This is a genomic window from Leucobacter sp. VD1, from assembly GCF_037150695.1.
GTDB lineage: Bacteria > Actinomycetota > Actinomycetes > Actinomycetales > Microbacteriaceae > Leucobacter.
Genome location: NZ_JBBCPO010000003.1, coordinates 603,992 through 630,902 on the forward strand (window position 1 = coordinate 603,992; position 26,911 = coordinate 630,902).

The 26,911-nt window shown below is 67.5% G+C and carries 29 protein-coding genes and 1 pseudogene; 15 read left to right on the forward strand and 15 right to left on the reverse strand.

The window, feature by feature from the left end; translation table 11 throughout:
• Nucleotides 1-38: 38 nt before the first annotated feature.
• On the reverse strand, nucleotides 39-1,262 hold the full coding sequence (locus WFL22_RS11665) for an AI-2E family transporter (RefSeq protein ID WP_336992918.1): 1,224 nt from the start codon (nucleotides 1,260-1,262) through the stop codon (nucleotides 39-41).
• Between the two features lie 64 nt (nucleotides 1,263-1,326).
• Between WFL22_RS11665 and WFL22_RS11670 the strand changes: the two genes are divergently transcribed.
• From WFL22_RS11670 to WFL22_RS11680, 3 genes are all read left to right on the forward strand, one after another.
• Nucleotides 1,327-3,057: an ABC-F family ATP-binding cassette domain-containing protein gene (locus WFL22_RS11670; protein ID WP_336992920.1), complete on the forward strand. Its 1,731-nt coding sequence runs from the start codon at nucleotides 1,327-1,329 to the stop codon at nucleotides 3,055-3,057.
• A gap of 258 nt (nucleotides 3,058-3,315) precedes the next feature.
• Entirely contained in the window at nucleotides 3,316-4,905 is a 1,590-nt protein-coding gene (locus tag WFL22_RS11675) for a glycine-rich protein (RefSeq protein WP_336992922.1), read from the forward strand.
• Nucleotides 4,906-4,970: 65 nt separating this feature from the next.
• A complete protein-coding gene (locus WFL22_RS11680; protein WP_336651717.1) occupies nucleotides 4,971-5,423 on the forward strand; it encodes an SIP domain-containing protein in 453 nt (150 codons plus the stop codon).
• A gap of 67 nt (nucleotides 5,424-5,490) precedes the next feature.
• On the opposite strand, the gene WFL22_RS11685 is transcribed toward WFL22_RS11680, so the two are convergent.
• Complete coding sequence (locus WFL22_RS11685; RefSeq protein WP_336651716.1) at nucleotides 5,491-5,982, reverse strand: Dps family protein; 492 nt, start codon at nucleotides 5,980-5,982, stop codon at nucleotides 5,491-5,493.
• Between the two features lie 324 nt (nucleotides 5,983-6,306).
• Here WFL22_RS11685 and WFL22_RS11690 point away from each other — a divergent pair, with 324 nt between their 5' ends.
• Nucleotides 6,307-7,188 (forward strand): class II glutamine amidotransferase, encoded by an 882-nt coding sequence (locus tag WFL22_RS11690; RefSeq protein ID WP_336992924.1) that lies wholly within the window; start codon nucleotides 6,307-6,309, stop codon nucleotides 7,186-7,188.
• A 49-nt stretch (nucleotides 7,189-7,237) separates the two neighbouring features.
• Here WFL22_RS11690 and WFL22_RS11695 read toward each other — a convergent pair whose 3' ends face one another.
• A complete protein-coding gene (locus tag WFL22_RS11695; protein ID WP_336992926.1) occupies nucleotides 7,238-8,017 on the reverse strand; it encodes an esterase/lipase family protein in 780 nt (259 codons plus the stop codon).
• Between the two features lie 102 nt (nucleotides 8,018-8,119).
• Nucleotides 8,120-9,070, reverse strand: a complete 951-nt coding sequence (locus tag WFL22_RS11700; RefSeq protein WP_336992928.1) for a DUF4031 domain-containing protein — start codon at nucleotides 9,068-9,070, stop codon at nucleotides 8,120-8,122.
• A 69-nt stretch (nucleotides 9,071-9,139) separates the two neighbouring features.
• Here WFL22_RS11700 and WFL22_RS11705 point away from each other — a divergent pair, with 69 nt between their 5' ends.
• The 3 genes from WFL22_RS11705 to WFL22_RS11715 all read left to right on the forward strand — a co-directional run bounded on the left by WFL22_RS11705 (nucleotide 9,140) and on the right by WFL22_RS11715 (nucleotide 11,107).
• Entirely contained in the window at nucleotides 9,140-9,979 is an 840-nt protein-coding gene (locus WFL22_RS11705) for an SDR family oxidoreductase (RefSeq protein ID WP_336992930.1), read from the forward strand.
• A gap of 121 nt (nucleotides 9,980-10,100) precedes the next feature.
• Nucleotides 10,101-10,430 (forward strand): DUF7882 family protein, encoded by a 330-nt coding sequence (locus tag WFL22_RS11710; RefSeq protein ID WP_336651711.1) that lies wholly within the window; start codon nucleotides 10,101-10,103, stop codon nucleotides 10,428-10,430.
• Between the two features lie 62 nt (nucleotides 10,431-10,492).
• A complete protein-coding gene (locus WFL22_RS11715; RefSeq protein WP_336992932.1) occupies nucleotides 10,493-11,107 on the forward strand; it encodes a HEAT repeat domain-containing protein in 615 nt (204 codons plus the stop codon).
• Nucleotides 11,108-11,122: 15 nt separating this feature from the next.
• Here the strand turns inward: WFL22_RS11715 and WFL22_RS11720 are convergent, their stop codons facing one another.
• From WFL22_RS11720 to WFL22_RS11740, 5 genes and pseudogenes are all read right to left on the reverse strand, one after another.
• Nucleotides 11,123-13,003 (reverse strand): NAD-dependent epimerase/dehydratase family protein, encoded by a 1,881-nt coding sequence (locus tag WFL22_RS11720; protein ID WP_336992934.1) that lies wholly within the window; start codon nucleotides 13,001-13,003, stop codon nucleotides 11,123-11,125.
• Between the two features lie 54 nt (nucleotides 13,004-13,057).
• Nucleotides 13,058-13,954, reverse strand: a complete 897-nt coding sequence (locus WFL22_RS11725) for an SDR family oxidoreductase (protein WP_336993005.1) — start codon at nucleotides 13,952-13,954, stop codon at nucleotides 13,058-13,060.
• Nucleotides 13,955-14,127: 173 nt separating this feature from the next.
• Nucleotides 14,128-14,250 (reverse strand): annotated as a pseudogene (locus WFL22_RS11730) (glutathione-dependent formaldehyde dehydrogenase); the annotation flags it as partial.
• Between the two features lie 146 nt (nucleotides 14,251-14,396).
• A complete protein-coding gene (locus tag WFL22_RS11735) occupies nucleotides 14,397-15,026 on the reverse strand; it encodes a helix-turn-helix domain-containing protein (protein ID WP_336992936.1) in 630 nt (209 codons plus the stop codon).
• A 48-nt stretch (nucleotides 15,027-15,074) separates the two neighbouring features.
• Nucleotides 15,075-15,365: a hypothetical protein gene (locus WFL22_RS11740; RefSeq protein ID WP_336992938.1), complete on the reverse strand. Its 291-nt coding sequence runs from the start codon at nucleotides 15,363-15,365 to the stop codon at nucleotides 15,075-15,077.
• A gap of 201 nt (nucleotides 15,366-15,566) precedes the next feature.
• Here WFL22_RS11740 and WFL22_RS11745 point away from each other — a divergent pair, with 201 nt between their 5' ends.
• Nucleotides 15,567-15,896 carry a DUF7882 family protein gene (locus WFL22_RS11745; RefSeq protein WP_336992940.1) on the forward strand — a complete coding sequence of 110 codons (330 nt, stop codon included), beginning with the start codon at nucleotides 15,567-15,569 and terminating at the stop codon, nucleotides 15,894-15,896.
• A gap of 327 nt (nucleotides 15,897-16,223) precedes the next feature.
• On the opposite strand, the gene WFL22_RS11755 is transcribed toward WFL22_RS11745, so the two are convergent.
• Nucleotides 16,224-16,568: an ArsR/SmtB family transcription factor gene (locus WFL22_RS11755; protein ID WP_336992941.1), complete on the reverse strand. Its 345-nt coding sequence runs from the start codon at nucleotides 16,566-16,568 to the stop codon at nucleotides 16,224-16,226.
• 87 nt (nucleotides 16,569-16,655) lie between these two features.
• Here WFL22_RS11755 and WFL22_RS11760 point away from each other — a divergent pair, with 87 nt between their 5' ends.
• Entirely contained in the window at nucleotides 16,656-17,981 is a 1,326-nt protein-coding gene (locus tag WFL22_RS11760; RefSeq protein ID WP_336992943.1) for an NAD(P)-binding domain-containing protein, read from the forward strand.
• A 56-nt stretch (nucleotides 17,982-18,037) separates the two neighbouring features.
• On the opposite strand, the gene WFL22_RS11765 is transcribed toward WFL22_RS11760, so the two are convergent.
• The 4 genes from WFL22_RS11765 to WFL22_RS11780 all read right to left on the reverse strand — a co-directional run bounded on the left by WFL22_RS11765 (nucleotide 18,038) and on the right by WFL22_RS11780 (nucleotide 21,722).
• Nucleotides 18,038-18,442, reverse strand: coding sequence for an arsenate reductase ArsC (locus WFL22_RS11765; protein ID WP_336992944.1), 405 nt, complete (start codon nucleotides 18,440-18,442; stop codon nucleotides 18,038-18,040).
• Nucleotides 18,443-18,586: 144 nt separating this feature from the next.
• Entirely contained in the window at nucleotides 18,587-19,819 is a 1,233-nt protein-coding gene (locus tag WFL22_RS11770) for an FAD-dependent oxidoreductase (RefSeq protein WP_336992945.1), read from the reverse strand.
• Entirely contained in the window at nucleotides 19,816-20,520 is a 705-nt protein-coding gene (locus tag WFL22_RS11775; RefSeq protein ID WP_336992946.1) for a methyltransferase domain-containing protein, read from the reverse strand. The genes WFL22_RS11770 and WFL22_RS11775 overlap by 4 nt, the downstream gene beginning before the upstream one ends.
• A complete protein-coding gene (locus WFL22_RS11780) occupies nucleotides 20,517-21,722 on the reverse strand; it encodes a type III polyketide synthase (RefSeq protein ID WP_336992948.1) in 1,206 nt (401 codons plus the stop codon). The genes WFL22_RS11775 and WFL22_RS11780 overlap by 4 nt, the downstream gene beginning before the upstream one ends.
• Before the next feature lie 273 nt (nucleotides 21,723-21,995).
• Between WFL22_RS11780 and WFL22_RS11785 the strand changes: the two genes are divergently transcribed.
• Together WFL22_RS11785 and WFL22_RS11790 are read left to right on the forward strand one after the other, a co-directional pair.
• Nucleotides 21,996-22,475 carry a YciE/YciF ferroxidase family protein gene (locus WFL22_RS11785; protein WP_336992949.1) on the forward strand — a complete coding sequence of 160 codons (480 nt, stop codon included), beginning with the start codon at nucleotides 21,996-21,998 and terminating at the stop codon, nucleotides 22,473-22,475.
• Nucleotides 22,476-22,558: 83 nt separating this feature from the next.
• Nucleotides 22,559-23,581 carry a DNA topoisomerase IB gene (locus WFL22_RS11790; protein WP_336992950.1) on the forward strand — a complete coding sequence of 341 codons (1,023 nt, stop codon included), beginning with the start codon at nucleotides 22,559-22,561 and terminating at the stop codon, nucleotides 23,579-23,581.
• 35 nt (nucleotides 23,582-23,616) lie between these two features.
• Here the strand turns inward: WFL22_RS11790 and WFL22_RS11795 are convergent, their stop codons facing one another.
• A complete protein-coding gene (locus WFL22_RS11795; RefSeq protein ID WP_336651698.1) occupies nucleotides 23,617-23,829 on the reverse strand; it encodes a hypothetical protein in 213 nt (70 codons plus the stop codon).
• Nucleotides 23,830-24,086: 257 nt separating this feature from the next.
• Between WFL22_RS11795 and WFL22_RS11800 the strand changes: the two genes are divergently transcribed.
• The 4 genes from WFL22_RS11800 to WFL22_RS11815 all read left to right on the forward strand — a co-directional run bounded on the left by WFL22_RS11800 (nucleotide 24,087) and on the right by WFL22_RS11815 (nucleotide 26,897).
• Nucleotides 24,087-24,263: a hypothetical protein gene (locus WFL22_RS11800; protein ID WP_336992951.1), complete on the forward strand. Its 177-nt coding sequence runs from the start codon at nucleotides 24,087-24,089 to the stop codon at nucleotides 24,261-24,263.
• A gap of 35 nt (nucleotides 24,264-24,298) precedes the next feature.
• On the forward strand, nucleotides 24,299-24,679 hold the full coding sequence (locus WFL22_RS11805) for a cation transporter (RefSeq protein WP_336992953.1): 381 nt from the start codon (nucleotides 24,299-24,301) through the stop codon (nucleotides 24,677-24,679).
• Nucleotides 24,676-25,272 (forward strand): hypothetical protein, encoded by a 597-nt coding sequence (locus tag WFL22_RS11810; RefSeq protein ID WP_336992954.1) that lies wholly within the window; start codon nucleotides 24,676-24,678, stop codon nucleotides 25,270-25,272. The genes WFL22_RS11805 and WFL22_RS11810 overlap by 4 nt, the downstream gene beginning before the upstream one ends.
• A 95-nt stretch (nucleotides 25,273-25,367) precedes the next feature.
• Complete coding sequence (locus WFL22_RS11815; protein ID WP_336992956.1) at nucleotides 25,368-26,897, forward strand: FAD-dependent oxidoreductase; 1,530 nt, start codon at nucleotides 25,368-25,370, stop codon at nucleotides 26,895-26,897.
• Nucleotides 26,898-26,911 lie beyond the last annotated feature (14 nt).

A 26,911-nucleotide genomic window follows, 5' to 3' on the forward strand; every position in this document is an offset into this window, starting at 1 on the left:
GCGGTTGTGGCCGCGCCTCGGGGACCGCGTGAAGGGTGCTACGAGCTGCGGTTCACGCGAGACACTCGGCGTGCACGCTGCTTGGCAATCCGATGGGTTTTCCGCCGTTTCAGGTAATCGGCGACAGGATCCTGATCCGCATCCCAATTGCGTTCCGTGATCGTATTCACCATTGAGCTGAGGGCAGCCGCGATCGGCACCGCGAACAGCGCCCCCGCGATGCCCCCGACCATCAAACCCGTGGCGACGGCGAGCACAACGGCGAGCGGGTGCACGCTCACCGCGTGCCCGATGATCAGCGGCTGCAATACGTGGCTCTCGATCTGGTGCACGAGAATCACAATGATCAGCATGATGACCGCGTTCACGGGGCCGTTGTAAATGAGCGAGATGAACACCGCCACCGCACCCGTGGCGATTGCGCCGATGAACGGCAGAAACGAGCCGAAGAACACGAGCACGGCAATGGCGAATGGGAGCGGCACCCCGAGCAGCACCGCACCCAGCCCGATACCGACCGCGTTGATAATCGCGACGAAGAAGATCTGCACCCGCACGAACTGGCCGACCGACACCCAGCCGGCCCGCCCTGCGGCGTCGACCGCGGCGTGCGCGCGCTTCGGCAGGAAGCCCAACACCCAGTACCAGACTCGCTGGCCGTCGAGCAGGAGGAAGATCAGCGAGAAGATCACCAGCAGGGTGCCCGTTAGCAGGTGACCGGCCGTGCTGGTGAACTGCAGAGCACCCGTCAGGATTTCGTTTTGGTGGGAGGTGATAGTGGCAACGATCTGCTGCATGAAGTGATCGATTTGATCGCTGTTCAGGCTGAACGGGGGCTGCTCGATCCCGTGCAAGAACTGCTGCCAAGCGGTCTGCGACCGCGCGGCCACGTCACCCAGGCCGTTGCGCAGCTGGGTCACGATGAGATTGACGAGGAGGCTGATCGCCGTAATAAGCGTGAGCAGCGCCGTAGCGACTCCGAACCCCTTCGGCAGCCCCCGCCGTTCGAAGAACGCCACAATCGGGTAGAGCAGCGCCGTGAGCAGGATCGCGATGACGAGCGGAATCACCACCGTGTGCAACACCATGATCAGCCAGACGACCACCGCAATAGCCAGGGCGATCACCACCAACCGCCAACTCCAGGCTGCTGCCACGCGGATGCCGAGCGGCAGCTCGTTCGCCGCGTTTTGAGGGGGAGAAACGTCGGTGCGCGGGGCTGCCCCGGCGCTGGGGGCCTGCGGGCTGCTCTGGTCAGTCATGGTGACAGCATATTTCGCTGAGGCCAGCTGTGCGCCCCAGGCCGCGGCCCCATAGTCTGAGGGGATGACTGCAACGCTCGTGGCGCACGGTATCGCGGGCGGCCACGCCCATCGCACCCTCTTCGACGGGCTCGACCTCACTGTCGCGCCGGGCGACGTGGTGGGCGTTGTGGGCGTGAACGGGGCCGGCAAGTCCACCCTGCTGCGCATCCTCGCCGGAGAATTGCAGCCGCAGACCGGCGAGATCCACCTGGCTCCCGGCGACGCCTTCGTCGGCTGGCTGCCGCAGGAGCACGAGCGCATTGCGGGCGAGACCGTCGCCGAATACGTCGCGCGTCGCACCGGTTGCGCCCGTGCGACCGCCGACATGGATGCCGCGGCCCTCGCCCTCGCCGTGCCGAACCCGCCGTCGGGCAGCCCCGACCCGAATGAGGTGTACGCAGCCGCGCTCGATCGTTGGCTTGCGAGCGGTGCCGCAGACCTCGAAGAGCGACTGCCCGCGGTGCTCGCCGAGCTCGGGCTCAACACCGCGAGCGCGACCGGCACGGCACCCGACACCCGAGGAGACGCCGCGACAGCCCCAAGCACCCGTGCCGCGGCCGCCGTCTCGGGATACACGCTCATGACCTCGCTCTCCGGCGGGCAGGCAGCCCGCGTGGGTCTCGCCGCGCTGCTGCTCTCGCGCTTTGATATCGTGCTGCTCGATGAACCGACGAATGACCTCGATCTCGACGGGCTCGAACGCCTTGAACGTTTTGTGAGTGGACTGCGCGGCGGCGTGGTGCTGGTGAGTCACGACCGCGAGTTTCTGGCCCGCTGCGTTACGCAAGTGCTTGAACTCGATCTCGCGCAGCGCAGCAATCGTGTGTTCGGCGGCGGCTACGAGTCGTACCTTGAGGAGCGTGCCATCGCGCGGCAGCATCGGCGCGACGACTACGACGAGTTCGCGAAGAAGAAGGCCGATCTGGTGGCTCGGGCTCGCACGCAGCGCGAGTGGTCGAGTCAGGGCACCCGCAACGCAATTCGCAAAGCTCCCGATAATGACAAGATCAAGCGCAAAGCCGCCGCGGAGTCGAGTGAGAAGCAGGCGCAGAAGGTGCGCCAGATGGAGAGCCGCATTCGCCGGCTCGAAGAGGTCGAGGAGCCGCGCAAGGAGTGGCAGCTCGAGTTCACAATCGGCTCGGCACCGCGCTCGAGCGCGGTGGTGGCGACGCTCAACGAGGCCGTGGTGACGCAGGGCGACTTCGTGCTCGGGCCCGTCTCGGTGCAGTTGAATGCGGCGGATCGCGTGGGCATCACCGGCCCCAACGGTGCCGGCAAGTCGACGCTGTTGCGCACGCTGCTGGGGAAGCGAGCACCGGATTCGGGCTCGGCCGCTCTCGGCGCCTCGGTCGCGATCGGCGAAATCGATCAGGCGCGCTCGCTCTTCGTGGATGAGCTGCCGCTGGCAGAAGCCTTCGAGCGGCAGCACCCGGACATGGCGAGCGCCGAGGTGCGTACGCTGCTCGCGAAGTTCGGGCTGAAAGCCGACCACGTGTTGCGACCCGGTGCTGAGCTCTCACCGGGGGAGCGCACCCGCGCGGGCATGGCGCTGCTGCAGGCGCGAGGAGTGAACGTGCTCGTGCTCGACGAGCCCACGAACCACCTCGATTTGGCGGCTATCGAGCAGCTCGAACAGGCGCTCGACAGCTATGAGGGCGCGCTGTTGCTCGTCACCCACGATCGGCGCATGCTGGAGAACGTGCGCCTCGACAGGCACTGGCGCATCGAAGCGGGCCGCCTGACCGAGACGTAGTGGCTCTGCGGCACGGCAGATCCGCGCCGGCGACCGCGCAGCGCCACTTCGCGCAGAAACCTTGCAGCTTGCGCAGCGCCGTGAGCGTGGATCGCGAGGCGTGCTCGCCTGACTCGCGCGCGCTGTCGCGGATCCGGCGGCAGCAAGGCCCGCAGCCGGGGTGATGTGCGACGCGTGCGGAGTCTTCTAGTGTTGGTTGTTTGGGGTGGCCCAGCGCGGGTGCCGCACTCGCGCGCACGGAATCTGAAGGAGCACAGCATGGGTGTGTCGAAGAAGAGCATCTTCGCGATGGTGGCGGTCAGTGCGATCGCCGTGTTCGGGCTCGGAAGCGCGACGCTCGCGGTGAGCCCAGCGTCAGCGACGCCACCCGAACCTGCCCCCGTGTGCGTGCCCGAGCCGAACGGTGAGCAGCTGCGGTGTTCGGTGAGTTACGTCTTCACCGGTGCGCCGCAGACCTTCACGGTGCCCGCCAATGTCACCTCGGTGGACCTCGAACTCGTCGGCGGGAACGGCGGTGGGCAGTGGGCGAACACCGACCCCACGCTCATCGGCAGCGGAGCCCGGGTCACGGGGACGCTCCCCGGGCTGGTCGCGGGCGAGACCCTGACCGTCGTTGTCGGTGGAAACGGCCGAGTGAAAACGCATAGCAGTCAGACCGAGAACAGCGGCTACAACGGTGGTGGGAACGGCACCGGACTCTGGTGGGTCGCCGGCGGTGGCGGGGCCACCGACGTGCGCCAGTATGGAAACAATCTCCTGGCACGTGTTGCGGTCGCCGGCGGCGGCGGCGGCGGTGTGATGACGGACGCCTCCGCCAGGGTCATCGCATCAGGCGGGGACGCGGGTGAGGCTGGCAGCGTTCCCCAGGCCGGGTGCGATGCCGCTCAGCCGGGAACGAGCGCGGTCGGTGGCTCCGGTGGCACGTGTGGATCGGCAACGCCGGGAACGGCCGGTACGCTCGGCGTCGGGGGTAACGGTGGTGACCGCCAAGGTGCTGGGAACTATCTCGGCGGTGGCGGTGGCGGTGGTGGCTACTACGGCGGCGGTGGCGGCGTCGGTGCGATCAACGGCCAGAGCTTCAACGGCTCCGGAGCCGGCGGCTCCTCCCTCGTGCCGGCGGGCGGAAGCGTTGCGCCCAGCGGCCGCGCCGCGCCGAGCGCAACCGTGAGCTATCTGATCGACATTGGGACCATCACCGTGACCTCGGTTGCGACGACCGCGCTCACCCAGGCCGCGTTCAGCGCATCGACGACCGGTCCGAGCAGCGAAACGATCGACCTGACCAGCCTCATGTCCGTGACCGGCGCCGGTCTCAGCTGCACTGGCAACGCATGCACCGCCGCGCTGGCCGGCTCCTTCCCCGTGAGCATCACCTTCGGAACGGGCAGCCGCTCCGCGACGAGCACCTTCACAGCGAGCAAGGTCGCGCAGACCATCGCCTTCAGCGGTGGATCCTTCACTGCAGGCACCCCATACGCCCTGAACGGATCGGCGACGAGCGGGCTTGGCCTGAGCTATGCGGTGCGCTCCGGTTCCTGCACCGTCTCCGGGGGCGTGCTCACCGCGAGCGCAGGCGGCACCTGCGAGGTCGAGGCCACGCAAGCCGGGAACGGGACCTACCTCGCGGCGACCCCTGTGGCCGCGTCCTTCACCGTCGCGCCGGCGCCGAAGCCCGCGCCGAAGCCCGAACCCACCCCGAGCGACCCGAAGGCCGGCCCGGCTGGGCAGCAGGGCGTGCTGGCGAAGACCGGGGTCGAAGCGGCGACGCCGGCACTGCTCGGGGGAGCGCTCGCACTGCTCGTTGGCGGAGCGGCGCTGCTGATCCGCCGGGCCAGAAGGAGTGCCTGATCGGCCTCGCTGACAGAATCCTCAGGGATCATCGGATGAAGCGTGGAAGAGCGTACAATTGACGTGTGAGCGTCACTGACCAACCCGACGAGAGCCACTCCTCGGACTTCATCTTCATCTGCCCGAGCTATCTCGAGTGCGTGCTCGCGGCGGGGGATGCGGGTGATCTCGATGCGCTGCGCGAGTGGTGCGCGGCGCTGCCGAAGAAGAGCTACGGTCGGGTGTTCGTCGAGGTCAGCTCCCCGGACCAGATCCAGCCGATCGAGGCCCCGCCGGGTGTGGGCATCACCTGGCTCGTGCAGCGTTCGCACGATGCGCTCAGCGGGGAACTACTGATGAGCGCCGCCAACGCCTGGCTCGATGAGTGGGTGCGCGCCGATCCGCTCAGCGGGCGCTACGTGCACCTCTGGGCCGGTGCGCGCGACAGCCACGAGGTGACCGAGCAGTGGGATCGCATCCGTGCTGAGCTCGCCGAGATCTGGGCCGCAGCAGCGGAATACCGCGAGCAGCACGCCTAGCGCGCCCGGGGGCTATGCCTTCTGAGTTTCTGGGGCAGTCGCCTTAACGACGCGCACCCGGGGTACCTCACACCATGACGTGCGATGCCAAGAACCAGCGATCCTTGTCGAGCTGCTGTGCGAGCGCGATCACGATGTCCTGGCTGGTCGGGTCGATCTCCTCGAGCCCCGAGACGGCCGCATACACAGTGGCGAGCACCGCATCGAGTTCGGCTACGACCTCGCGGATCGTGGCGTCGGACTGCTGAAACCCCTCGCTCGGCTCGGGCAGCGTCGCCTTCTTCGCGACGGTACCGATGCGGGCGTCGACGGGGAGGCCCAGAGCAACGATCCGCTCCGCGACCTCATCAGCGCCGTCCTGAGCGTGCGCGACGACCTCATCGAGAAACTCGTGCACGCCGATGAAGTTCGCGCCGCGCACATGCCAGTGGGCCTGCTTGCCGTTGACCGCGAGCGCGACCAGATCGCGCACAACGGGCGCGAGGTAGTGCTCCACACCGACTGACCTGTCGAGGTCTTCTTTCGAGATGACGACCGACTTGCTCTTGGCTTGGACCATGATGATGTTCGCCCCTTCACTCTGATGCTCGGGCCGGTTCGACCCGGTGCTGTCTACTGTGAACCTATTCGGGGCAATCTGCAAGCAAGGAGAGGCAAGCCTCACCCGTCGTGCGCCCGCCGTGTGTGCCTCCGTGCCACACCCCGCCGAAAGGCGAAAATCACATGGCGGATCGTGGTGCTTCCTGCGAAATCCGCCTTTGGTGAGGGTGGGCGGGGGTGGAAGGCCGAAGGGGGCGAAGCCGCGGGATCCGCAATCCTGAGAGCGGGTGCGGCAAGCCTCGCTAGCCTCGGAGCCAACCCGCGCACCCCGAAGGAGTGGACCATGTGCCGTTGGCTTGCCTATCTCGGATCGCCGATCCCGCTCGAAGACGTGCTCGTGCGTCCCAACCACTCGCTCATCGACCAGAGCCTGCTGGCGCGGAACCTGTATCTGCCGCACGACCCGCGCGCCGCGCAGTTCCGCCGCAGCGCATTCCCCACGAACGGCGACGGTTTCGGTGTGGCCTGGCGGGGCCGCGGCGGCACTATCGGCCAATACCGTCAGATCGAGCCGGCCTGGGATAGTCAGAACCTGCGGCACCTCGCCGCGCAGATCGAGTCGGGCTGCTTCCTGGCGCATGTGCGCGCGGCCCCCGGCGGCACGATCGCCGAGCAGAACTGCCACCCCTTCGTGCACGGCGGGTGGATGTTTCAACACAACGGCGAGATCAACGGATTCAGTGCCCTGAAACGCGAATTGACCCTCGACGTCGACCCGGGGCTCTACCCGTCGATCCTCGGCAACTCCGACTCCGAAGCCTGCTTCTATCTCGCACTTAGCTTCGGGCTCGCCGAAGACCCTGTAGGGGCGCTCACCCGCATGGTGGCGCGGGTGGAGCAAGCGAGGCGGGATCGCGGGGTCACAGCGCCCTTCCGCGCCACGATGTGCGCCTCTGACGGTGCGCAACTCGTGGTGCTGCGCTGGGTGAGCCCCGATGTGGCGGGGGCACAGGCGCCAACGCTATTCCACTCGGCGGGAGCCACGGCGCTGCGCACCATCGACGGGGGAGAGGAGCGACTGCCGCCGGACGCCCAGCTGATCGTTTCGGAACCCCTCGAACTGCACTGGAGCGCCCACACCTGGCAGGAGGTCGCAACGGGCACCATCGGGGTGTTTCGGCCCGGCGAGGCGCCGGTGTTCACCTCGATCGAGCTGGCGGTCTGAGCGGCCCTCGGCTCTGCCTCTGCGGGAGACCTTGGGGCAGCCGGAAGCTTCAGGGGCCCGGCTGCAGGTCTGGCCCACAGTTGTGGCCGGGCTCGCGCACCGGATCCGCCGCGAATGGTGAGCGCGCAGCCACCCGCCGCACCTCGGCGATCGTGCGCGGGTGGGCGAGGATACGGAAGTGCCCGCCGGTCTCGACGCGCACATTGCGGGCGCCCGGGAGTTCGCTGCCCTCGGGGATATGCGGATCGAAGCTTGGAAACACTGACACGATGCGCGAGTTCACGCCTAGGGTGCTGGCAAGCCGCGACAGCGTAGCATCGCGCGGCGAGAACGCGCGCAGTGTCGAACCGAGCAGGAAGCGCGCGTAGCGGGATCCGCCGAAGGGTGTCGCAATTGCGACCAAGGCGTTCACTCGCGGGGCCGACGCCCCGAACGACATCAGGTGCTTGCCGATCAGGCCGCCTTTGCTGTGTGCGACGATCACCACGCCGCGCAGATCGCGCTCCGCGAGGTACTCGTCGACGAGCCGCGCTCCTTCGGTGACGGGCACTCGGTTGCCTCGCAGCGGAGTCACCACATGCACCGGGTGGCCTCGAAGATGCAAATCGCGGATCAGCGGGAGCATGAAACGCCACGGCTCGTAGACGCCCGGGATCACCAGAACCGGCGTGCCGCTGCCCGTGTTGCAGGCGCGCGGATCCGCCCGAGAGCAGATCGCGGCCAGTTGCCGCCAGCCAGCGTAGAGGTAGTCGGCGAGCCACCAGGCGGCCTGGTTGATGAGCGGCGTGCGCTTCCCTCCCACCCGGGGGCTCTGTTGCTTGCGGGCCATGCCTCCATGATGGTCAGCGGGTCACGCCACCCGCAGCCCTTTGACAGCAACACGAGGCCTGCGGTAGGTGGGGATGAGATGAGACGCCGCCGGATCGGCGCGCTACTCGTGAGGCTGCGGCGCGCCCCGCAGCTGCTCGATCTCGGAAAGCACATTGCGGCGGGCGCGCTGCTCCCAGAGCTGCTGCGCGGTGCCGGTGCGGTAGATCGTGGGCTGCTGCAGGTAGTTGCTCAGGATGCGGGATCGGCCCGATGCAAAGTCGGGCTCGGAGACGTGCGCGTATTCAAGTCGCACGGCTTGTACGTACTGCTGGTAGCGGTGGGGCGCGGCGGCGAAGATCGAGAGGTCCGCGTCGAGTAGATGGGCGAGCGGGGTAGCCGGATCCAGAACCTCGCGAGCAGGGGTGGTTGCGACAATGTGCGCACCCACCCGCGCAACCAGCGCGGCATCAAGGGAGAACTGTGCGAGCGTGCTCGTGGCGAGCTGGGCAGATGCGAGCTCGTCGTCGCCGGTGCCCGTGTACACCGCATCGTGAAACCAGGCCGCCAGCAGCGTCTCCGCCGCCACCCGCTCGCCGCGCGTCGCGAGGTGATCGAGCGCGAGCAGAACATCTTCAAGGTGCCGCTCATCGTGATAGCTGCGGTGCGCCTCGTTCCAGCGGGCAATGAGGGTGTCACCGAGGTGCCACCAGCTGTCCTGCGCACCCCGTGCGGCACCCGCACCGACACGCTCCCCAAGGCTCGTCCACTCCGAAACAAGAAACTGCCGGCGGCGCACAGGCGTCACAGCCTGCCGATCAGCCTGCCGCACTCTCAGCCCCGCACCACGCAGGGCGTGCACGACGTCTCTCGCGGCGACGGGCCTCGCGCCGAGCGCTACCGCCCGCTCATACAGGGAGGCGGGCACGTCGTAGTGGTCGAGGTCGAAGCCGCGCCTGGGCACGCCCAGCTTGCGCGCGAAGGCGTGCAGCTCGTCGTAGCCGGAGTCGGAGACCAGGTGGCTCCAGAGCGTGCCGTGCGCTGGCCATGCGGGCGGGTCGATGAGGATCGCCATTCCCTCAGGGTACCGCCGCGGTGAGGCGGTGGCGGGAGCGGGCTGAGCCCCGCCAGGTAGGGTGATCGCATGACATCGACGTCGAAGACTCTCGTTACTGGATCAACGGTGCTCATCACGGGTGCTGCCCGCGGCATGGGCGAGCTCTACGCGCGCCGCGCCGTGAAGGAGGGTGCTGCGGCACTTGCGCTGTGGGATGTGGATCGGGATCGCGCGGAGGAGCTTGCCGCAGAACTCGACGGCCCGCGCTGCCGCGTGCGCGCCTATGTGGTGGATGTATCGGACAGGGAAGCGATTCGCGAGGCTGCACAGCGCACGGCTGATGAGTTGGGGGCGCCTGATGTGGTGATCAACAATGCCGGTATCGTGCGCGGCGCGCTGTTTTGGGAGCATGATCCGGAGCGTGACATCGAACTCACGATGCGCGTGAACTCCTTGGCTCCGATGTGGCTCACCCGTGAGCTGCTGCCCGCGATGCTCGCCGACACTTCTCGCCCGAAGCGCATCCTCAATGTCGCTTCTGCGGCGGGCACGCTTGCGAACCCGCGTATGAGCGTCTACGCGGCATCGAAGTGGGCGATGATCGGCTGGAGCGAGTCGCTGCGGTTGGAGTTAGCGCGTGACGGCCATGACCACGTCGCCGTCACCACGTTCTGCCCGAGCTACATTTCGACGGGCATGTTTGCGGGGGCTCGCGGGCCGCTGCTCACCCCGATCATGACCCCGGCGCGGGCTGCGCGGGCTGCGTGGGAGGGGATGCTGGCGGGCCGCCCGATCGTGTCGAAACCGTGGACGGTGAAGCTGGCCATGGCACTGCGTGGGGTGCTGCCGACGCGCGTGTGGGATGCGATCGCGGATCGGGTGTTCCACGTCTATTCGTCGATGGATCGCTTCACCGGTCGGGGCTGACTGCCCGCCGCCACAGCAATCAGCTCAGAGCGGGAGGGGCCGCCCGCGCAGCTGAATGCGACCTGGGTACGGGGGAGTCTTTGCCCTGTCTTTCTGACCGGATCGGTGCGAACCTGAGGTTATGGGTCAACTCATTTACGACGGGACCAAGTACACCTTCGAGGATCGCCTGCTTGCTCATGTGAAATTCGCGGTCGGGTCGAGGCTGCGCAAACAGGAGAGCTTCTTTCTGAGCTGGAGCTGCTCTCCCGAGGAGGGGTCGGGGCGCAATTCGATCTGGCTGTCCCCTGCCTGCCCACTCACGTTCCGCTTTTCTGGCAGCCGTGCCCCGCTGATCAACAAGACCTGGCTGTCGGTGCTGTCCGGCACCTCTCACGGCGGCCGCGGCATGATCATCATGGGCGAACAAGAAGCCGAGAGTTACGCGGCCAAGCACCCAGCTCCGTTCTGACGCGGATCGCGTTACGCTGATCGGTGGGGCACTCGCCCCACCGATGGAAGGGAGCCCCCGCAGTGCCTGTACCCGAGAGAGCTGCGGCCCTGAGCCAGGCACTGCGTGCCGAAGAAGCCTCTGATCGTTTGCAGGCGGCGCTGACCGCGGGCACTCACCCTGATGCGAGCTATCTTGAGCCGCTTGTTGCGCGCTGCGCTGTCGAACCTGACTTTTATGTACGCGACATGTTGACCTGGGCGTTGACTCGCTTGCCCCGCGACGCGGTGTTCGATCGCCTCCTTGCAGAGCTGTCGGCCGAGGTGCCGCAAGCGCGCAGCCAGGCGCTGCACACGCTGTCAAAGCTTGGCGATCCCCGGGCTTGGCCTGCGATCACCGCCGAGCATCTGCATGATTCCGACCCGGAGGTGGCTAGGGCGGCTTGGCGCACTGCTGCGGGTCTCGCCCCTGACGAGGCGCACTCGGCCCTCGCGGGGGAGCTGGTACTTGAGCTTGGGCGGGGCGATATCGAGGTCATGCGTAGTCTCAGCCGCGCGCTCGTAGAGCTTGGCGAGGCGGCGATTGCGCCCGTGCGAGGCGCTGATGATGGTTCTGCGTTGCAGCGGGCGCGCCACGCGCGAGCCACGCTGCGTTTGATCGAGGATCCTGAGGCGACGTTCACGCTCGATGGTGTGTGAGGGGCGGATCCGCGGTCAGTAGTGGGCTGGCGGATCACTGGCGGGGAACGATTCTTCGCCCCACTCGTCTACGAGGTCTTCCTGGCTTTGGTGCGTGGCTTGCGAGGTGCCGGGCCGTTCTGCAATGTCGTCTGGCGTTGTGTGTGGTTGCTGCGTGTCTGATCGCTGTGTTGTGGGAACTGTTGCCGCGGGGTTGAGATCGGGGTCCGTGTCACGGGCGGCTGCCGCCGAATGTGCGGCTCCATCCGCCCCGTGCTCCGGTCCGAAGGTGCGGCGGTCCTCACGGAATGCCCGTTCACGCGCGTACTCGTGCACCTCCCCGAACACGGCAGCCTGCTGCTGCGCGCGCGCCCCGAGCTCGGCGAAGATTTCTGGGTCGAGTCCCAGTTCCTCGGCGAGCTCGCCGAGGGTTTGCCAGACGCCGAGTTTGCCGATCACAGCGCTGCGCATCAGCTCGGCTTCGAGCAAGAGGGTGAGCGGCGAGCGGGCGAGCACCCGCCCGTTGCCCTTGAGGCGGCCCAGGTGTTCGCCGGCCCAGGCAACGGCTTGGCGGTAGCCGCGTCTGGGCAGACCGAGGTCGTCGATGATCTGCTGCAGGAAGGCGCGCTCCAAGCGGATCTCCTCGGCCGTCTCTGAGAGTCGAGCGTAGACCGGGGTGTCGATCGCAGAGGCTGCCAGGCGCTCGGCGCGGTCGGCGCCTGCGGTGGCGCCACTCAGGTGGTCTGACAGGTAGAGCCCGAGGAGTTGTTCCGAGATGCGGTCGGAGATCTGTGCGCTGGGCTGGTCGGCGTCGGCCGGCCGATCTTGCGGCCCGGTCTTGGCACTGTTGCCGAGATCGGTGTGCTTGGGGCTGAGTGGTCGCAGGGGGATGGATTCGCCTCCCTGCCCCTCGATGATGCCTCGCAGTAGGCTGCGCAGCGCGTCCGCTGCGCTGTAGTGGGGCTGCCAGTCGAGCTGTGCTTTGGCGCGGGTGTTGTCCATGATGGGCACGGCCATCGCCATGTCGATCCACCCCGGGTCGGCGGCAATGAGGCCGGTTTTGTGACCGCCGAAGAGCAAAGCCCGGACGAGCCGTGGCGGCAGCTCGACGTAGCGGCCGTGGTCGATGATGTCGGCGAGATCTTGGGGGCTGAGCACGTCATCGGCGCAGATGTTGAACGCGCCGCTGGCGCCCTGCACGACTGCCGCGACATAGGCGCGAGCCAGATCGTCGGCGTGTACCGCTTGCACCCCGTGCAGGCCGCGTGGGAGGGGCAGGGCCGGCGGTTTTGCACTGTCGAGCAGTTGCACAGGCATCCAAGCACCCAGGAACGAGCGCTGGATCGCTGAGGCAGCATCTTCTTGGAACACGAGCGCTGGGCGCAGCCGCGCAACGGTTACCTCGGGGTGCGCTGCGGCGAAGTCATCGAGCACGCGTTCCTGCGCCGCCTTGTCCACGCTGTAGTGGGAGGTGCGCACGCCCGCGACGGGCCAGCTCTCGTCGCGCCTTTCGAGGGTGAGATTCCGGTCTGGGTCCGGGGCGTATGCGCCCACTGAGGATGCGACGACCAGTTGCCGCACCCCGGCCGCGGCTGCGGCGCGGGCCACGCGCTCTGTGCCGTCGACGTTGACGCGGCGCAGCAGATTGCGCTCGGAGTTCGGCTGGATCAGCCAGGCCAGGTGGATCACCGCGTCGGCGCCCGCGAAGGCTGCTTCGAGTGCGCGGGAGGCTTCGCCGGCTGAGCTGCCGGCAGCGATGTCGATTGTGGCCCACTCGCAGCCCGCATAGGGTTCGGCTTCGGCGTCGGGCATACGGCGGGCGATGCCGATCACGGAACTCACTTCGGGAGCGTCCGCGAGGGCCTTGAGTACGGCGGTTCCGGTGTTGCCGGTCGCACCAACGACTGCTACTCGCATGAGGGCCTCCTGGCGGGTTGGGAGTGGGATGAACGGAAGGGGCGACGGCGCCGCTCAAGGAGACGGGGTGCCCCCGTTGACATTGAGTGTCTCGCCGATCACATAGCTCGACTCGGGCGAGGTGAGGAACACGTAGGCCGGCGCGAGCTCGGTCGGCTGACCGGCGCGGCCGAGCGGAGTGTCTTTGCCGAACTCGGGCAAGGCCTCCTTCGGCTGGCCGTCGGAGACCTGTAGCGGCGTCCAGATCGGCCCGGGGGCGACGGCGTTGACTCGAATGCCCTTGGGCGCGAGTGCCTGCCCCAGGCCTTTCGAGAAGTTGTTGATGGCCGCCTTCGTCGAGGCGTAGTCGAGCAGGTGGGTAGAGGGCTTGTAGGCCTGAATCGATGTGGTGTTGACGATGGTCGAGCCGGGCGGCATATGCGGCACCGCGGCGCGGCTGATGCGATACATCGCGTGGATATTGGTCTCGTAGGTGCTGCTCCACTGTTCGTCGCTGAGCTCGGCGAAGTCCTCGATCGCGATCTGTCGTCCGGCATTGTTAACGAGCGCGTCGAGGCCGCCGAGCTGTGATACGGCCTCGGCAACGAGCTGCTCACAGAAGTCGCGATCCGAGATATCGCCAGGAATCAGGATCGCGCGTTGCCCGGCTTCTTCGATGACCGCCTTGATCTCTTGCGCGTCGGGCTCTTCGGCGGGCAGATAGGAGAGTACGACGTCGGCGCCCTCGCGGGCGAAAGCGATGGCGACCGCGGCGCCGATCCCGGAGTCCGCGCCGGTGATGAGGGCCCGGCGCCCCTGCAGGCGGCCGGTGCCGCGGTAACTGTGCTGGCCGCGATCGGTCTGAGGCACGAGCTCCTGGTCGAGCCCGGGTTCTGGCTGATCCTGCTCGGGCGGTGAGATCCGGGGGAAACGGGTGACGGGGTTCTGAAACGTGAGCTGGTCGGTGTGCATGTCATTGGACACGGGTGCCTCCTTCGGTCGATGCAGATGGTCGGGGTGGATGGGGGCAGGTGCACTCAGATCAGCGGATCGAGCACCACCTTGATGCAGCGCTCGGTCTTCTGCTGGAGCATCGCATAGGCCTCGGGGGCGGCGGCGAGCGGCACTCGATGCGTGACGAGGTCGTCGGAGCCGCGGATCGCAGTGGAGGTGACCTCGATGACGGCGTCATCGGGATACTGCAGTGATGGATCAGGCACTGTCTCTACGGTGACGTTTCGCGTGCCTTGCCAGGTGAGGGCTCGCACGATCGCTCCTTCCGTCGCTGGTGGGCGCTGACTCACCTTCCATGCTTCCCGCCGCGGGTGCGTGCAACAAGGGCCTGGTAATCACAGGCCGCTTGCCGTATCGTCCGGGCGCGGGGCTTTCGCGCACGGGGCGGCCCCGCCCGCACTCAGCGCGTGCGCTGCAGCAGCATCTCGGCGGGGTGTTCGTCGAATTCGGTGCGGTAGGCCACGGTGAAGCGCGACACGTTCGTGAACCCCCAGCGCTGCGCGATCCCTGCGAGCGTGTCGCCCGGCACGGCGCGCAGCAGCTCGCCGCGGGCTCCGGCGAGGCGCGCTCGCCGCAGGTAGTCGCGCGGTGAGAAGCCGAGCGCGCGCTTGAATGCGTATTGCAGGCCTCGCGTGGAGATGCGTGCAGCGATGGCGACGTCGTCAACGGTGATCGGCAGGTGGGCGTGCGCGTCGATGTAGGAGAGCGCTAGTCGCACAGTTTTCGGTGCGGAGCCGGTCTGGGCGGTGCGCTGCATTGCGTCCGAGAGGGTGCTGGGGAAGGTGGTGAGCACGGTCCAGAGTGCGTGCCGTTCGAGTCCTGCAGTGGCGAGTTCGGCTCCTGATCCGGGGCCTGCGCTGCCGAGCGCCATGAGGCCGGAGGCGAGGTAGCGGAACGCGAGATCCCACTGCTGCCCGGCTTCGGTGCTGATGGTTTCAGGATCTTTCACTTCGAGTCGGAGGGTGTCGTCGCCTGAGATCTGGCGCGCGAGCTGTTCCGCGTGCGTGCGTTCAAAGGCGAGCGCGCGCACGGTTGCCCGGTCTTCCCAGCGTGCCCTGATTGGCTGCCCGGCGGAAGCCTAGGGTTCGTCTGGGCGCAGTTCGCGTCTGTCGCTTTCGCAGCCGCCGTCGCCGGTGGTGACGCGGCAGCTGAAGAGTTGGTCTTCGGGTTCGATCGAGGAGCGTACGCCGGCCGCAAGTTCGTAACGGATGACGGAGAGCGCGGGCGTTGACACCGAAACCCAGTCGAATTCGCAGCGGGTCTCGTCAACCTGTTTGAGTTCGGAGGAGGGTGCAAAGGTGTTCCATGTTTCGACGACCTCTGCGGCATCGGTCGACCTGAATTTGAGAATCTGTGGGCTATCACGCACTGAGGATCGGGTTGACCTTTCACGCTTCGGCGCACCGATGCGCGCGTCACTGAAGCCTAGCCCGGAAGAGTGTGCCATGTACAGCAACGCTCCGGTAGTGCGGTTGCAGGATGCGAACAATTGCTGCGCGGCGTGTCAGCCGTTGGGCTGTGTCGGCGGGGTGGTGGGGTGCTGTTTGATTGCTGCTGGAACAATACGCCTATGGGGTATTTGATTCACGGGGGGAACACGTATGAGTTCGAGGATCGGGTGCTGGCGCACCTGAAAACGGTAATCGGGCAGAAGCTGCGCAAGCAGGAGTGCTTTTTCCTGAGCTGGACGAAGTCACCTGAGACCGGCAGTGGCCGGGTGTCGGTGTGGTTGTCGCCACAGATCGCGATCGCGTTCAGGTTCTCGGGGAGCCGCCCGCCGCAGCTCAACCCTGACTGGCTGAAGGCCCTCACAGCACTGGCGCATACGCCGCGGGGACTGGTCGTTATGTCGGAGGATGAAGCTGAAAGCTACGCGCGTCGTCAGCTTGTGAAGATCTGACCTGGGGGGAGCGGATCTCGGGGGACGAGACCCGCAGCATCTGGGCGGCGAGGGGGTGTTTGCCCTGCGTGGGCAGGCATCCCCTCAGGAATCTGGTTGAAGCTCAATGTTCAGCTGAGCGCCGTTCCAAGAAGACCGTATCCCGCCATCGACCGGCTTTCGGGCCGTAAGTCATGAGCGCGATGCGTTCACGGGTTCCGACCACCCTGAACCCGTGTCTTTCGTGCAGTCGGATACTGGTGGCGTGTCCGGTCTGGATGCCGTCTACGTAGATCGACTTGACCTCTGGCCAGTCGCCTCTGCGCATGGTTCGGATGGTGACGTCTGTCATGGGATCGCGAGGTGCCCGACTGCTGTGAGCAATGCTCCCGGGGTGGCTGCGTAATAGGCCCATCGACCGCGCTGTTCGCGGGTAACGAGGCCTGCGTCGACGAGAATTTTCATATGGTGCGAGACCGTCGGCTGGGAGAGCTTGACGGGAGCCGTGAGGTCGCACACGCACATCTCCCCGGATGGGGAGTCGGCGATGAGAGAGAACAGCTTGACCCTGGTGGGGTCTCCCAGCGCTTTGAATACTCGTGCGAGAACTGCTGCCTGGTCATCGTCGAGTGGTGTCTCGCTGGGAGCGCAGCAATCAGCGCTGGAGGTTTCTGTGGGAGAAGGCTGGGCCATGATTCCATTCTGCCGCACATATTGACATTTGTCGATGCATGCTGAATCGTGGAATGCATAGATATTTATCGATATGTGGAGGTTGGGATGGAGCTGCCCGTCGTGGTGATCGGGGCCGGGCCGCAGGGGCTTGCGGCCGCCGCGCATTTGTTGGAACGAGACATTGAACCCGTGGTGCTCGAGGCTGGTGCCATCCCGGCGGCGGCGGTCGCCGAGTGGGGGCACGTGCGCCTGTTCTCGCCCTGGTCAGAGCTCATCGACCCGGCCGCTGCTCGGCTGCTCGCTTCGTCAGCGTGGACGGCCCCAGCGTCGGGCTACCCGACTGGAGCAGAGTGGATCAGCGCGTACCTCGCACCGCTCGCGGCGGCTCTGGGGGGCCGGGTGCGCTTGAATACTCGCGTCGTCGGTGTTGCGCGGAAGGGGCGAGATCTCACGGTCGATTCAGGCCGTGCGGAGCAGCCCTTCGTTGTACTCACCCGAGATTCGTCGGGTGTGGAGATGCGAATCGAAGCGCAGGCGGTGATCGATGCCTCGGGTACCTGGACAACGTCGTCGCCAGTGGGAGCGAGCGGGTTGCCTGCGATTGGTGAGAAGGAGGCGAGCGACGCCGGGGTGCTTGCTCACCGCATTCCTGACGCGAGGGAAGCCCGTGAGCTCGCGGGGCAGCATGTGGTGGTGATCGGCAACGGTCACTCGGCGGCGACTGCGATCGTGCAGCTCGCCAGCGTTGCACGCGAGTACCCCGGCACTCGCATTTCCTGGTTGTTGCGTCGAGGTGCGGTGGGGAATACCTTCGGTGGCGGTGAGGCTGATGAGCTTGCTGAGCGTGGAGCGCTCGGCTCTCGAGCGAAGGAGGCTGTCGAACAGGGTCTGGTTGCCCTCCTTACCGGATTCCGCACCGAAGCCATCGCCCTCACCAGCGATCGACGCGCGGTTGTCCGAGCTGAGGATGGGCGGGTGCTCGAGCCGGCTGACCGGCTGTTTGGGCTCACCGGGTTCCGGCCCGACTTGTCGTTCCTGTCTGAGATCCGCCTCGATCTGGATGTGCGATTGCAGGCTCCCGCGAAGCTCGCCGCTGAGGTGGATCCCAATGCTCATTCCTGCGGCAGTGTCCGGGCGACGGGTGCTGCGGAGCTGGCGCATCCTGAGCCGGGCTTCTTCATCGTGGGAGCGAAATCCTATGGGCGAGCCCCGACATTCCTCGCGATGACCGGCTATGAGCAGTTGCGTTCGATCGTCGCGTCGCTCGCGGGCGACCACGAGGCCGCGGCCCGCATCGAGCTTGTGCTGCCCGAAACTGGTGTGTGCGGGGGTTCCGGGTTGTTCGATAGCGCTGACGCTGCGACCGGCGGATGCTGCGAACCGTCACCGCAGCCGCTCACGCTCGGGGCCGTTCCTGACCGTTGCAACTGAGTTGGTACGGCAGGGCGTGGGGGCCGGTTTCGGTCGCCTCGCCCGGAGGCTTCGCATCAATCGATGAGATCGGCGAGTAGCGCCTCGATCCGAGCCTTGATGCTGTCGCGGATCAGGCGCACCGCTGCGATGCCCTGCCCGGCGGGGTCATCGAGCTTCCAGTCCTCGTAGCGCCTGCCCGGGAAGAACGGACAGGCATCCCCGCAACCCATGGTGATCACCACATCTGACGCCTCCACCGCTTCAGAGGTGAGTACCTTCGGCTGTTCGCCTGCGATGTCGATACCGACTTCGCGCATGGCCTTTTTGGCGATGGGGTTGATGTGCTCGGCCGGCATTGATCCGGCCGACCGCACCTCGACTCTGTCGCCGGCGAGGTGGCGGAGCCAGCCCGCGGCCATCTGAGAACGGCCGGCGTTGTGCACGCAGACGAACAGCACTGACGGTTTCTGCTCGGTCATGCTTCGTTCCGTTCTCGCGTCTGGTGCAGGCTTCGCCTCGCGGCTGGTCTATTGCCACATCTCTATATTGATGTTCGTCGATATGAATGGGCAAGTGGATTCATGAAACTTCACCGAGTGTTCACCGTAGAGCCGGGTCGGCAGCTACGCGGCGTCGCGGTCGAAGCCCATCGTGTAGGCGTGGGCCGCGAGCTGTGCGATGGGACCGCGGGCGGTCGCGCCGATAGTCGCTGTGAGCGCTCGGTGCCCGCGCGGGTGCCGTGCGCGCCCGATGCTGGTGTTGAGCCCCGCGAGCCGTGCAGCTGTGCGCGCAGAGGCGAGTCGCCGCCGCTCCCAGTGGTCGAGCGTGCCTTCGCTCTGACTCTCGCCTGCACCGCGCCGCAGCCACGAGGCGAGCGCCGGGGCGAGCGTCACCGCGTCGAGTAGGCCGAGGTTCATGCCCTGTCCACCGATCGGGCTCACTTCGTGGGCGGCGTCACCGATCACGAAGAGCGCGCCGCTGCGCATCCGGGGCAGCAAGACGCAGCGGATCGCGAAGCCCGTTGCGGTCTCGATGTTTGCGGCGAGGTCCTGCTCGCCGCTGCGCTCGGCGACTGCGAGGCGCAGCCGCTCGGCTCGGGCGGCGGCGTCACGTTCGGGATCTGTCGCGTCGCGCGATCCGGAACCGCTCTGCCAGCCCGACCCTGAACCCGGGCTGCTGAGCGGCCCATCCCAGGCGACGAGGCGCCTGCCCCCGTTGGAGAGGGGGAAGGACTCGACCACACCTGCCCCGTCGAGGGTGATGATCGCGAGGTCCCCGGGCTGCCCCGGCGCATGGCGCAGATCGGTCATGAGGTAGCTGTCGCTGTAGGCACGGCCGCGCGGCCGCGCTGCGGGGAGGAGCCGGCTGCGCGATCCGGCCCCCGCGGCCAGCACCACCGCCCGGGCGCGCACCTCCACCTCGGCACCGCCGACGCGCACCAGGAGGATCGCGCCCGGTCCGTCGGGCGCGAGCTGCTGCACCTCGGCATCCCGAATCGGTGCCGGCGCTCCGAAGGCGAGCGCAGCTTCCGTCACCGCCTGCGGCACGGCGGCCACGAACGGAAAGCGTCGCCGTTTCGAGTCGAAGCGCACCTCCCCGAGCACGCGGCCCTCGCGGGTGCGGGCGAGGCCGCGTGGAATGCGTGCCGCCTCTGTGAGCATGCGCTCGGTGGCACCCGAGGCTTCGAGCGCCGCAAGCGTGGGCGGGTGCACGCCGATGGCGCGGCTACCGGGTGCTGCCCCCTGACGCCGCTCGTACACGGCCACATCGACGCCGAGTCGTCGCAGCTCGGCTGCGACGCATAGCCCGGCGGGGCCGGCTCCGACAACCGCCACCTCGTGCTGCTGCGCGCTCACCTTCGGCTCCTAGCCCGATGCGTGGCGAGCACGCGAAACGCGGCGGGCTGCTCGGCGCGCCAGCCGTCGGGCAGACGCGCCGCAAGCTCGTCGCGGGTGTAGCTGCGCCTGATGCTGCGCAGCCCGTCGACGCGCAGGAAGGTGCCGGGAGCCACCGCCGCCGAAGCCACTGAAAATGCTGCGTAGGCGCGCGGGTCTCGGGCGATGTCGGAGTGCACGCACAGCCGCGTTGCGAGTGATTCCGAGTCGGCGAGTACGCCGGTGAGCTGTGCGCTGTCGAGGTGATGCAGCAGGTGGTTCGATATGACTAGCTCGAAGCGTTCGTCCGCTGCGGCGAGCGCGCGGCTGTCGCTCTGGCGGAAGCGCACGCCCTCGCTGTCTGCGCCTCGGGCCTGCGCCACGTCGATCGCGCGCGGATCAGGATCGATGCCGACCCCCTCCACGGTGAAGCCGTCGCGTCGCGCGAGCCGCAGCAGACGCCGTAGCACGTCGCCGCCGCCGCAGCCGATGTCGAGTATGCGCGCGGGGCCCGGGGCCGCGGCGAGCGCGGGGCGCAGATGAGTGCGGTAGACCAGGCCCCAGCGGGAGACAGCGCGGTTGACGATCCAGAACCGCCGGAGTGTGCGCCGCAGCGTCGCGGGATCGCAAGCCGGGTCGTCCATCAGCTCGGCAAGCTGCTCCTCACGATGCTGCAGGGTCATACAAGCTCCCGCTGCGCTTCGGATATCGCTGCTGGGGGCACCTGCTCAGAGCGCACAGCCTGCTTACCCTGCTCAGCAGGCCCCGATCTAGAGGCGGTTCCTGCCGTGCCCGTATGCAGCGTCAGCTTCGCGGTCTCCACTGTCAAACCGGGCCCGAAGCAAAGGCCCGCGATGCGCGCTCCGTCGGGAATGGAGTCGTCGGCGAGCATGCGCTGCAGAATGAACAGGATCGTGGCGCTCGACATGTTGCCGAAGTCGCGCAGCACCGCGCGGGAGTGCGCCAGCGACTCCTCGGGGAGCCCCACGCCGCTCTGCACGCGGTCGAGCACGCTGCGCCCGCCGGGGTGCACGGCCCAGACATCCACTTCGCGCAGCGGGTCGCCGCCTCCGAGCATCGCCTCGACCACTCCGGCGATCTCGCGGCCGATGATGCGCGGCACCTCCGAGGTGAGCCGCATCTCGAAGCCGGTGTCGCCGATCGTCCAGTCCATGTCCTGCTCGCCCTCGGCGGTGATCGCCGTCGAGAACGCGCCAGCGTCGAGCCAGGGTCGGCCCGGCCGCGGATCCGCCGCCGTCACCACAGCGGCACCGGCACCGTCACCGAACACGGCCGAGGCGACGATCTGCTCCGGGTCGCGCGAAGAGCGAATGTGCAGCGAGCAGAGCTCCGTGCACACCACGAGCACCATCGCACCGGGGCTCGCCTCTGCGATGGCCTGCGCGGTGCGCAGGGCTGGGAACGCTGCGGCGCAGCCCATGAAGCCGATGTGGGTGCGTTGGGCGGTCACGGGGACGCCGAGATGCTTTACGAGCAGGTAGTCGGGGCCGGGCGCGAAGAAGCCGGTGCACGAGGCGGTGACCACGTGGGTGATCTCGGCGGCGTCGACCCCCGCCCTGTCGAGCGCCTCGCGGGCGGCCGCGGCTGACAGCGGCGGCGCTTCCCTGCGGTAAACGGCGTTGCGCTCGCCCGTGCTGGGCACGCTCAGCAGTTCGCCGTCGGCGGAGAAGAGCGTGCCGCCCGAGCCGATCTGACCGATCACCGAGTAGCGATGCTCGATGGCCGACTGGTCGAAGGCTGCGCCGATGAGGCGGGCGGTGAGGCGGTCAACGCCAGGCTGCGCCGCGAAGAAGTCGCGCGCCCGCCACTGGTCGAGCCTGGCCGTGGGGACGGCGGTGCCGATGGAGAGGATCTTGGTGGACATAACCCCATGCAAGCCCATGCGTGCGCTGTGCGGGAGGGGTTGACAGGGACGGTCGGTGCGCGCTGCGGAACGCGGTCGTGCCTGGCGGATCGGGGCTGGGATCGGAAGCAGGGGCGGATCCGCACCCGCATACAGCTCTCTAATCGGGGGCGCGATAGCGCGGCGCTTGCGTCGGCGCAAGCCCCTGTGGTGGAGCGCACGGGCGTTTTTACAATCGGCGGGAAGCCGCTCTGCGACGTGATGGGGCGGCAGCCACTAGCGAAGGAGAAATCGATGTCTCAGCGAAGCCTCGAAACCCCGACCGATCTGCTGCGCTTCCAGCTGCGCACTGCACTGACGATGGAGGAGGACTCGTTGGCGGCGCTGGGGGAGTTGGCTGAGGCGGCCCAGTCGAAGGACATCAAGAAGCTCTTCCGCCACCACTCCGACGAGACGCGGGAGCAGATTGAGAACTTGCGAAAGGTGTTCGGTCTGCTCGAGTTTCCTGAGTCGACGGCGGGTTCGCCCGCGACGAAGGGCATCTCGAACCAGGCGGAGAGCCTGATCGCCCGATCCGATAGCGCACTCCTCGACAGGGTGACCCTGTCCTGCGCGCTCGGCAACGAGCACTACGAGATCTCGGTGTACCAGTCGCTCATCACGGCGACGCAGGCCGAGGGTGCAGCCGACGCGGCGAAGTTGCTTGCCGAGAACCTCGACCAGGAAACGCACACCAGCGAGGAACTGCTGACCAGGCTGCGCGAACTCGCCTGATCCGGCCCTGATGTGCGCGTGCGGTGTCACCGCCCGCGCACATCAGGGTGCCGCGGGCGGTGGGGTGAGGAAAGGGGGAGGACATGGCGGGTGGTGGATCGCGCCGTCTGGCGATCACGCGCGAGGTCGTCGAGGGCGGGTTCGTCTACCGTGTGAACGGGCGCCGGATCACGAGGCGCGTCGAGGTGGAACGCCTCGACGCGCTCGCCATACCCCCGGCGTGGACGCAGGTGGAGATCGCCCGTTCTCCGCGTGCAAAGGTGCAGGCGCGGGGCCTCGACGCTGCAGGGCGCACGCAAACCATCTACCACCCGGCCTTCAGACGGCGGCAGGATCGGCGCAAATTCGCGCGGCTCGAACGCTTCGGGCGAGCGCTGCCCGGCTTGCGCGCTGCCGTCGACCGCGATCTCCGCCGTCGCCGCCTCAGCCGTGACCGGGTGACCGCCTGCGCGGTGCGACTCATCGATCAGCAGCTGTTCAGGGTGGGAAGCCCCCGTTACGCCGCGCAGCACCGCAGCTACGGCGTCACCACGCTGCGCGCGAGGCACCTGCGCGCGTCTGCGACCGCGGTCGAGTATGACTTCGTCGGCAAGAGCGGGCAGCGGCAGCGCGGGCGGGTGCGAGACGCGCGCGTGGCGCGGCTCGTCGCCCGGCTCGAAGAATTGCCTGGGCCGGAGGTGTTTCGCTTCTTCGATGAGGATGGGGTGGTGCGGCGGCTGCGCAGCCGCCACGTCAACGCCTATGTGAAGCGCCACATGGGGGAGGAGTTCACGGCCAAAGACTTCCGCACCTGGGGTGGCACGGTGGTCGTCGCTGCTGCGCTGCTGGCCCTCACAGACGAGCAGCTCGCCTCGGAGAAGGCCCGCACCGCTGCTCTGCGGGCAGGAGTGCGGGAGGCCGCCGCACGGCTCGGCAACACTCCCGCCGTCACTCGATCCTCTTACGTCGATCCACGGGTGATGGACGCCGCCGAGCGCCCGGAGACGATCGCGCGGGCGCGTCGCTCGCGCGCGCGGATGCGGCCGCGCCCCTTTCTCGACGACGACGAGCAGGGCGCGCTGGCGCTGCTCGCCGCATCTTCGACGCGCCAGGGGTCACAGCGCTGATCGACTGCTCTACTGGCACATCCGAGGTAACAGTTTCAGCTGCTGGCGCGGCCGTGTTCAGGTGCCGGCGCTGCCGTGGCCGGGCCCGCGGGCACAGCACCGCCCTCGTCGGCCCAATCGGATCCGACCTGATCATCGAGCGCTGGGTCGCTCAGCACATCGGCGTCGACATCGGGCTCGACGGCTGCGGGCACGGTGGGCACTGGGCCCGTGAGTTCCTTCGACGGCTCGGATGCGTTGATGGTCATGCTCGGCTCCTCTCGGCCGCTGGGCCCGGGCCTCGGGTAGACACGGTCGCGGTCATGCATCGACCGTAGCCGTGATGCGGTGAGACCTTCGAGGGCTTGCGATCCCACTGCGGATCGGCTAGCGCGCGTATACCCATTGCTGTTTGCCCTGTCAAGGCCTGTGTGAGTTCGCTTCCGGCGGCCACCATATGACTGGGAGTGCTGAGCGCTGCGCAGGCGGCGCATCAGACCCTGTACCTGCCTGAGGAGGTTGGACCGTGCAAACTGAGACCCTGCGATTGCTTTCCGTGCTGCCGCTTGCGGAACTCGTGGAGCTGGCCGGCGATCCCGTGCTGGCGAGGGAGGACGCGACCGGTGCCGAAATGTCCCTTCGCCTGCCGGTGATGTCGGACCCCGCCGATGATGACCCGGCCGCGCTCGGGCGCGCTGGGTGACGGCTGCCGGCTACTGGCAGGGCAGTCACGAGTAGTTGCCCGAGGAGCAGCGCACGGCGCTGCGGAGTGCGGTTCGCTGGCAGATCTTCACGATTGTGTATACCGCGTGCACGATTACCATCATTGCGTTCGTGATGGGTGATTCGCGGGCCATTCAGACGGCATGGTTCGAGGACATGCTGTCACTGCTGCCGCAACTCTCGTTCCTGGCCGCGCTGCCGTTCGTGCGTCGGTGTCCCAGCCGCGAACACCCCTATGGCTGGCACCGTGCGATGGGGGTCGGCCATTTGCTCGCGGGCGCGGCGTTGCTGGGTGTCGGCCTGAATCTCGCACTCGACGCGGCGGGCGACCTCATTGCGGGGGTAGTGACGGGGACCGTGTCGAGATCGGTGATGTCGAAGTGTTCGGTCACATGATCTGGCAGGGGTGGATCATGGTCGGCGTCATGGCGGTGATCGTGATCGGCCCGATCTGGTTGTATGGGCCGGCGAAGGCGCGGATCGCCCCGGTGCTCCACAGCAAGCTTCTGTTCGCTGACGCTGATATGGCGAAGGCGGATTGGCAGACCACGGTGGCCTCCATCGTGGGTGTGCTCGGTATCGGGGCGGGGATCTGGTGGCTCGACGGTGCGGCGGCAATCTTTATCGCGGTCGGTATCGTACGCGACGGCGTGAGCAACTGCTCGGCTGCGGTGCAGGATCTGATGGATCGGCGTGCCCGCAGCTACGATGGCAGTCGTCCGCACCCATTCGGCGACATGATCCTCGCCTATCTGCGGCGGCAGCATTGGGTTGCCGAATCTGGAATCCGGCTGCGGGATCAGAGGCAGGTCTTCCATGTCGAGGTCTTTGTGCGCCCCGTCGCGCGAACGGTGAGCCTGGATCAGCTCGCGGAGATCAGCGAGGGCGTGGCGGAGCTCGACTGGAAGATCCAGGATGTGGTTGTGGTGCCGTCCGACCCGATTCCCGATTTCGCTGACCGTCTCGATGACTCGGAGCCTCATCCCTGAGCTGCGGGGTGTGCCAACTGGCGGTCCGTGCGCAGCTCTGAGCGCACTTGTCAATGGCCTCCCGGGGCTGGGGAAGTTCGCCTACAGTCGCCGATATGACTGACCGTTGGCACACGACCTCGCTGTGGCGGCTCACCGGTCCCCGTATCGAGTCAGACGCATTCTCTTCCGATTCTTGCGATGCCGTGGTTGTCGGAGCCGGCCTCACTGGTTTGGCGACGGCAGTCTTGCTGGCGCGGGCGGGACAGCGTGTGTCCGTGCTTGAGGCGCGCCGCACCGGGGCGGTGACCACCGGTGGCACCACCGGCAAGCTCAGTCTCCTACAGGGCACCGTGTTCTCGGAACTGCGCTCGCACGCCGGAGACTCGGCACTGCAGGCATACGCTGAGGCGAACCGCGAGGGCCAGGCATGGTTGCTGAGGCAGCTCGCGAGCTGGGGCATTGAACCGGAGCGGCGCTCCGCGTACACCTATGCCGATGAGCCGTCCCAGCTCGATGTGCTGGAGCGCGAGCTGGACGCCGCTAACGCTGCTGGAGTTCCCGCGATCAGAACCAGCGAAATCGGACTGCCCTTCGAAACTGCGGGTGCGCTCGTGCTCGATGACCAGGCTCAACTGCATCCGATGGTCGTGCTGGCTGAACTCGCCGCAGAACTTCGCGAGCGCGGAGGGCGATTGGTGGAGCGGTGCCGCGTGACCGACGTGGAGCGGCACGGTCTCGGCGTGCGGGTGAGCTGCTCGCTCGGCGAGGTCGAGGCGGACGCCTGCGTGATTGCGAGCGGGGTGCCGATCCTCGATCGCGGGCTGTTCTTCGCAAAGCTGGAGCCGTCGCGGTCGTTCGTCGGGGCCTACCGTCCCGAGGCGAGCGTGCCGCTGCCGCGCGGAATGTACGTCTCGGTGGGCTCCCCGGATCGCTCGCTGCGCACCGCCGCCGGACGGGACGGCAAAGACCTGCTGTTGGTCGGAGGCGGTGCGCATGTCACCGGTCGTGCCATGCGCACCGATGATGAGGTGCGAGCGATCGATGCATGGACGGCGCAGCGTTTCGGCAGCCGGGGCCGTGAGTGTTGGTGGGGGGCGCAGGATTACCGCCGCCACTCCCGGGTTCCGTTCGCCGGCCCGCTGCCCCGGGGTGGCGGGCGCATCTTCGCAGCAACCGGCTACAACAAATGGGGCATGACGAACGCGGTCGCCGCGGCGCTCACGATTGCCGCCGATGTGCTCGGCGGGCATCTGGAGTGGGCGTTGGAGCTGCGACGGAACGCTCTGCGACTGCCCGAAGTGCAGGACGCGATCGGTGTCAATGCGGCGGTCGCGGGTCGCCTCGTCTCGGGTTGGACCGCGGCCGAGCTGCGGTCGATTGACGACGTCGGCCCTCCTGCGGAAGGCGAGGGCGTGGTTGCACGCGACGGTGCCTCTCCTGTGGGGATGGCGAAGATCGATGGTGAGATCTGCAGCGTGTCGGGGGTGTGCACCCACCTTGGCGGCGTACTGAATTGGAACGTCGCGGAGCGGTCGTGGGACTGCCCGCTGCACGGGTCTCGGTTCAGTGCCGATGGACGACTGCTCGAGGGGCCTGCGGTGCGGGATCTCGACCGCCTGGACGACGCGCAGCCCGAACTCTGAGCAGCCCCACTTCG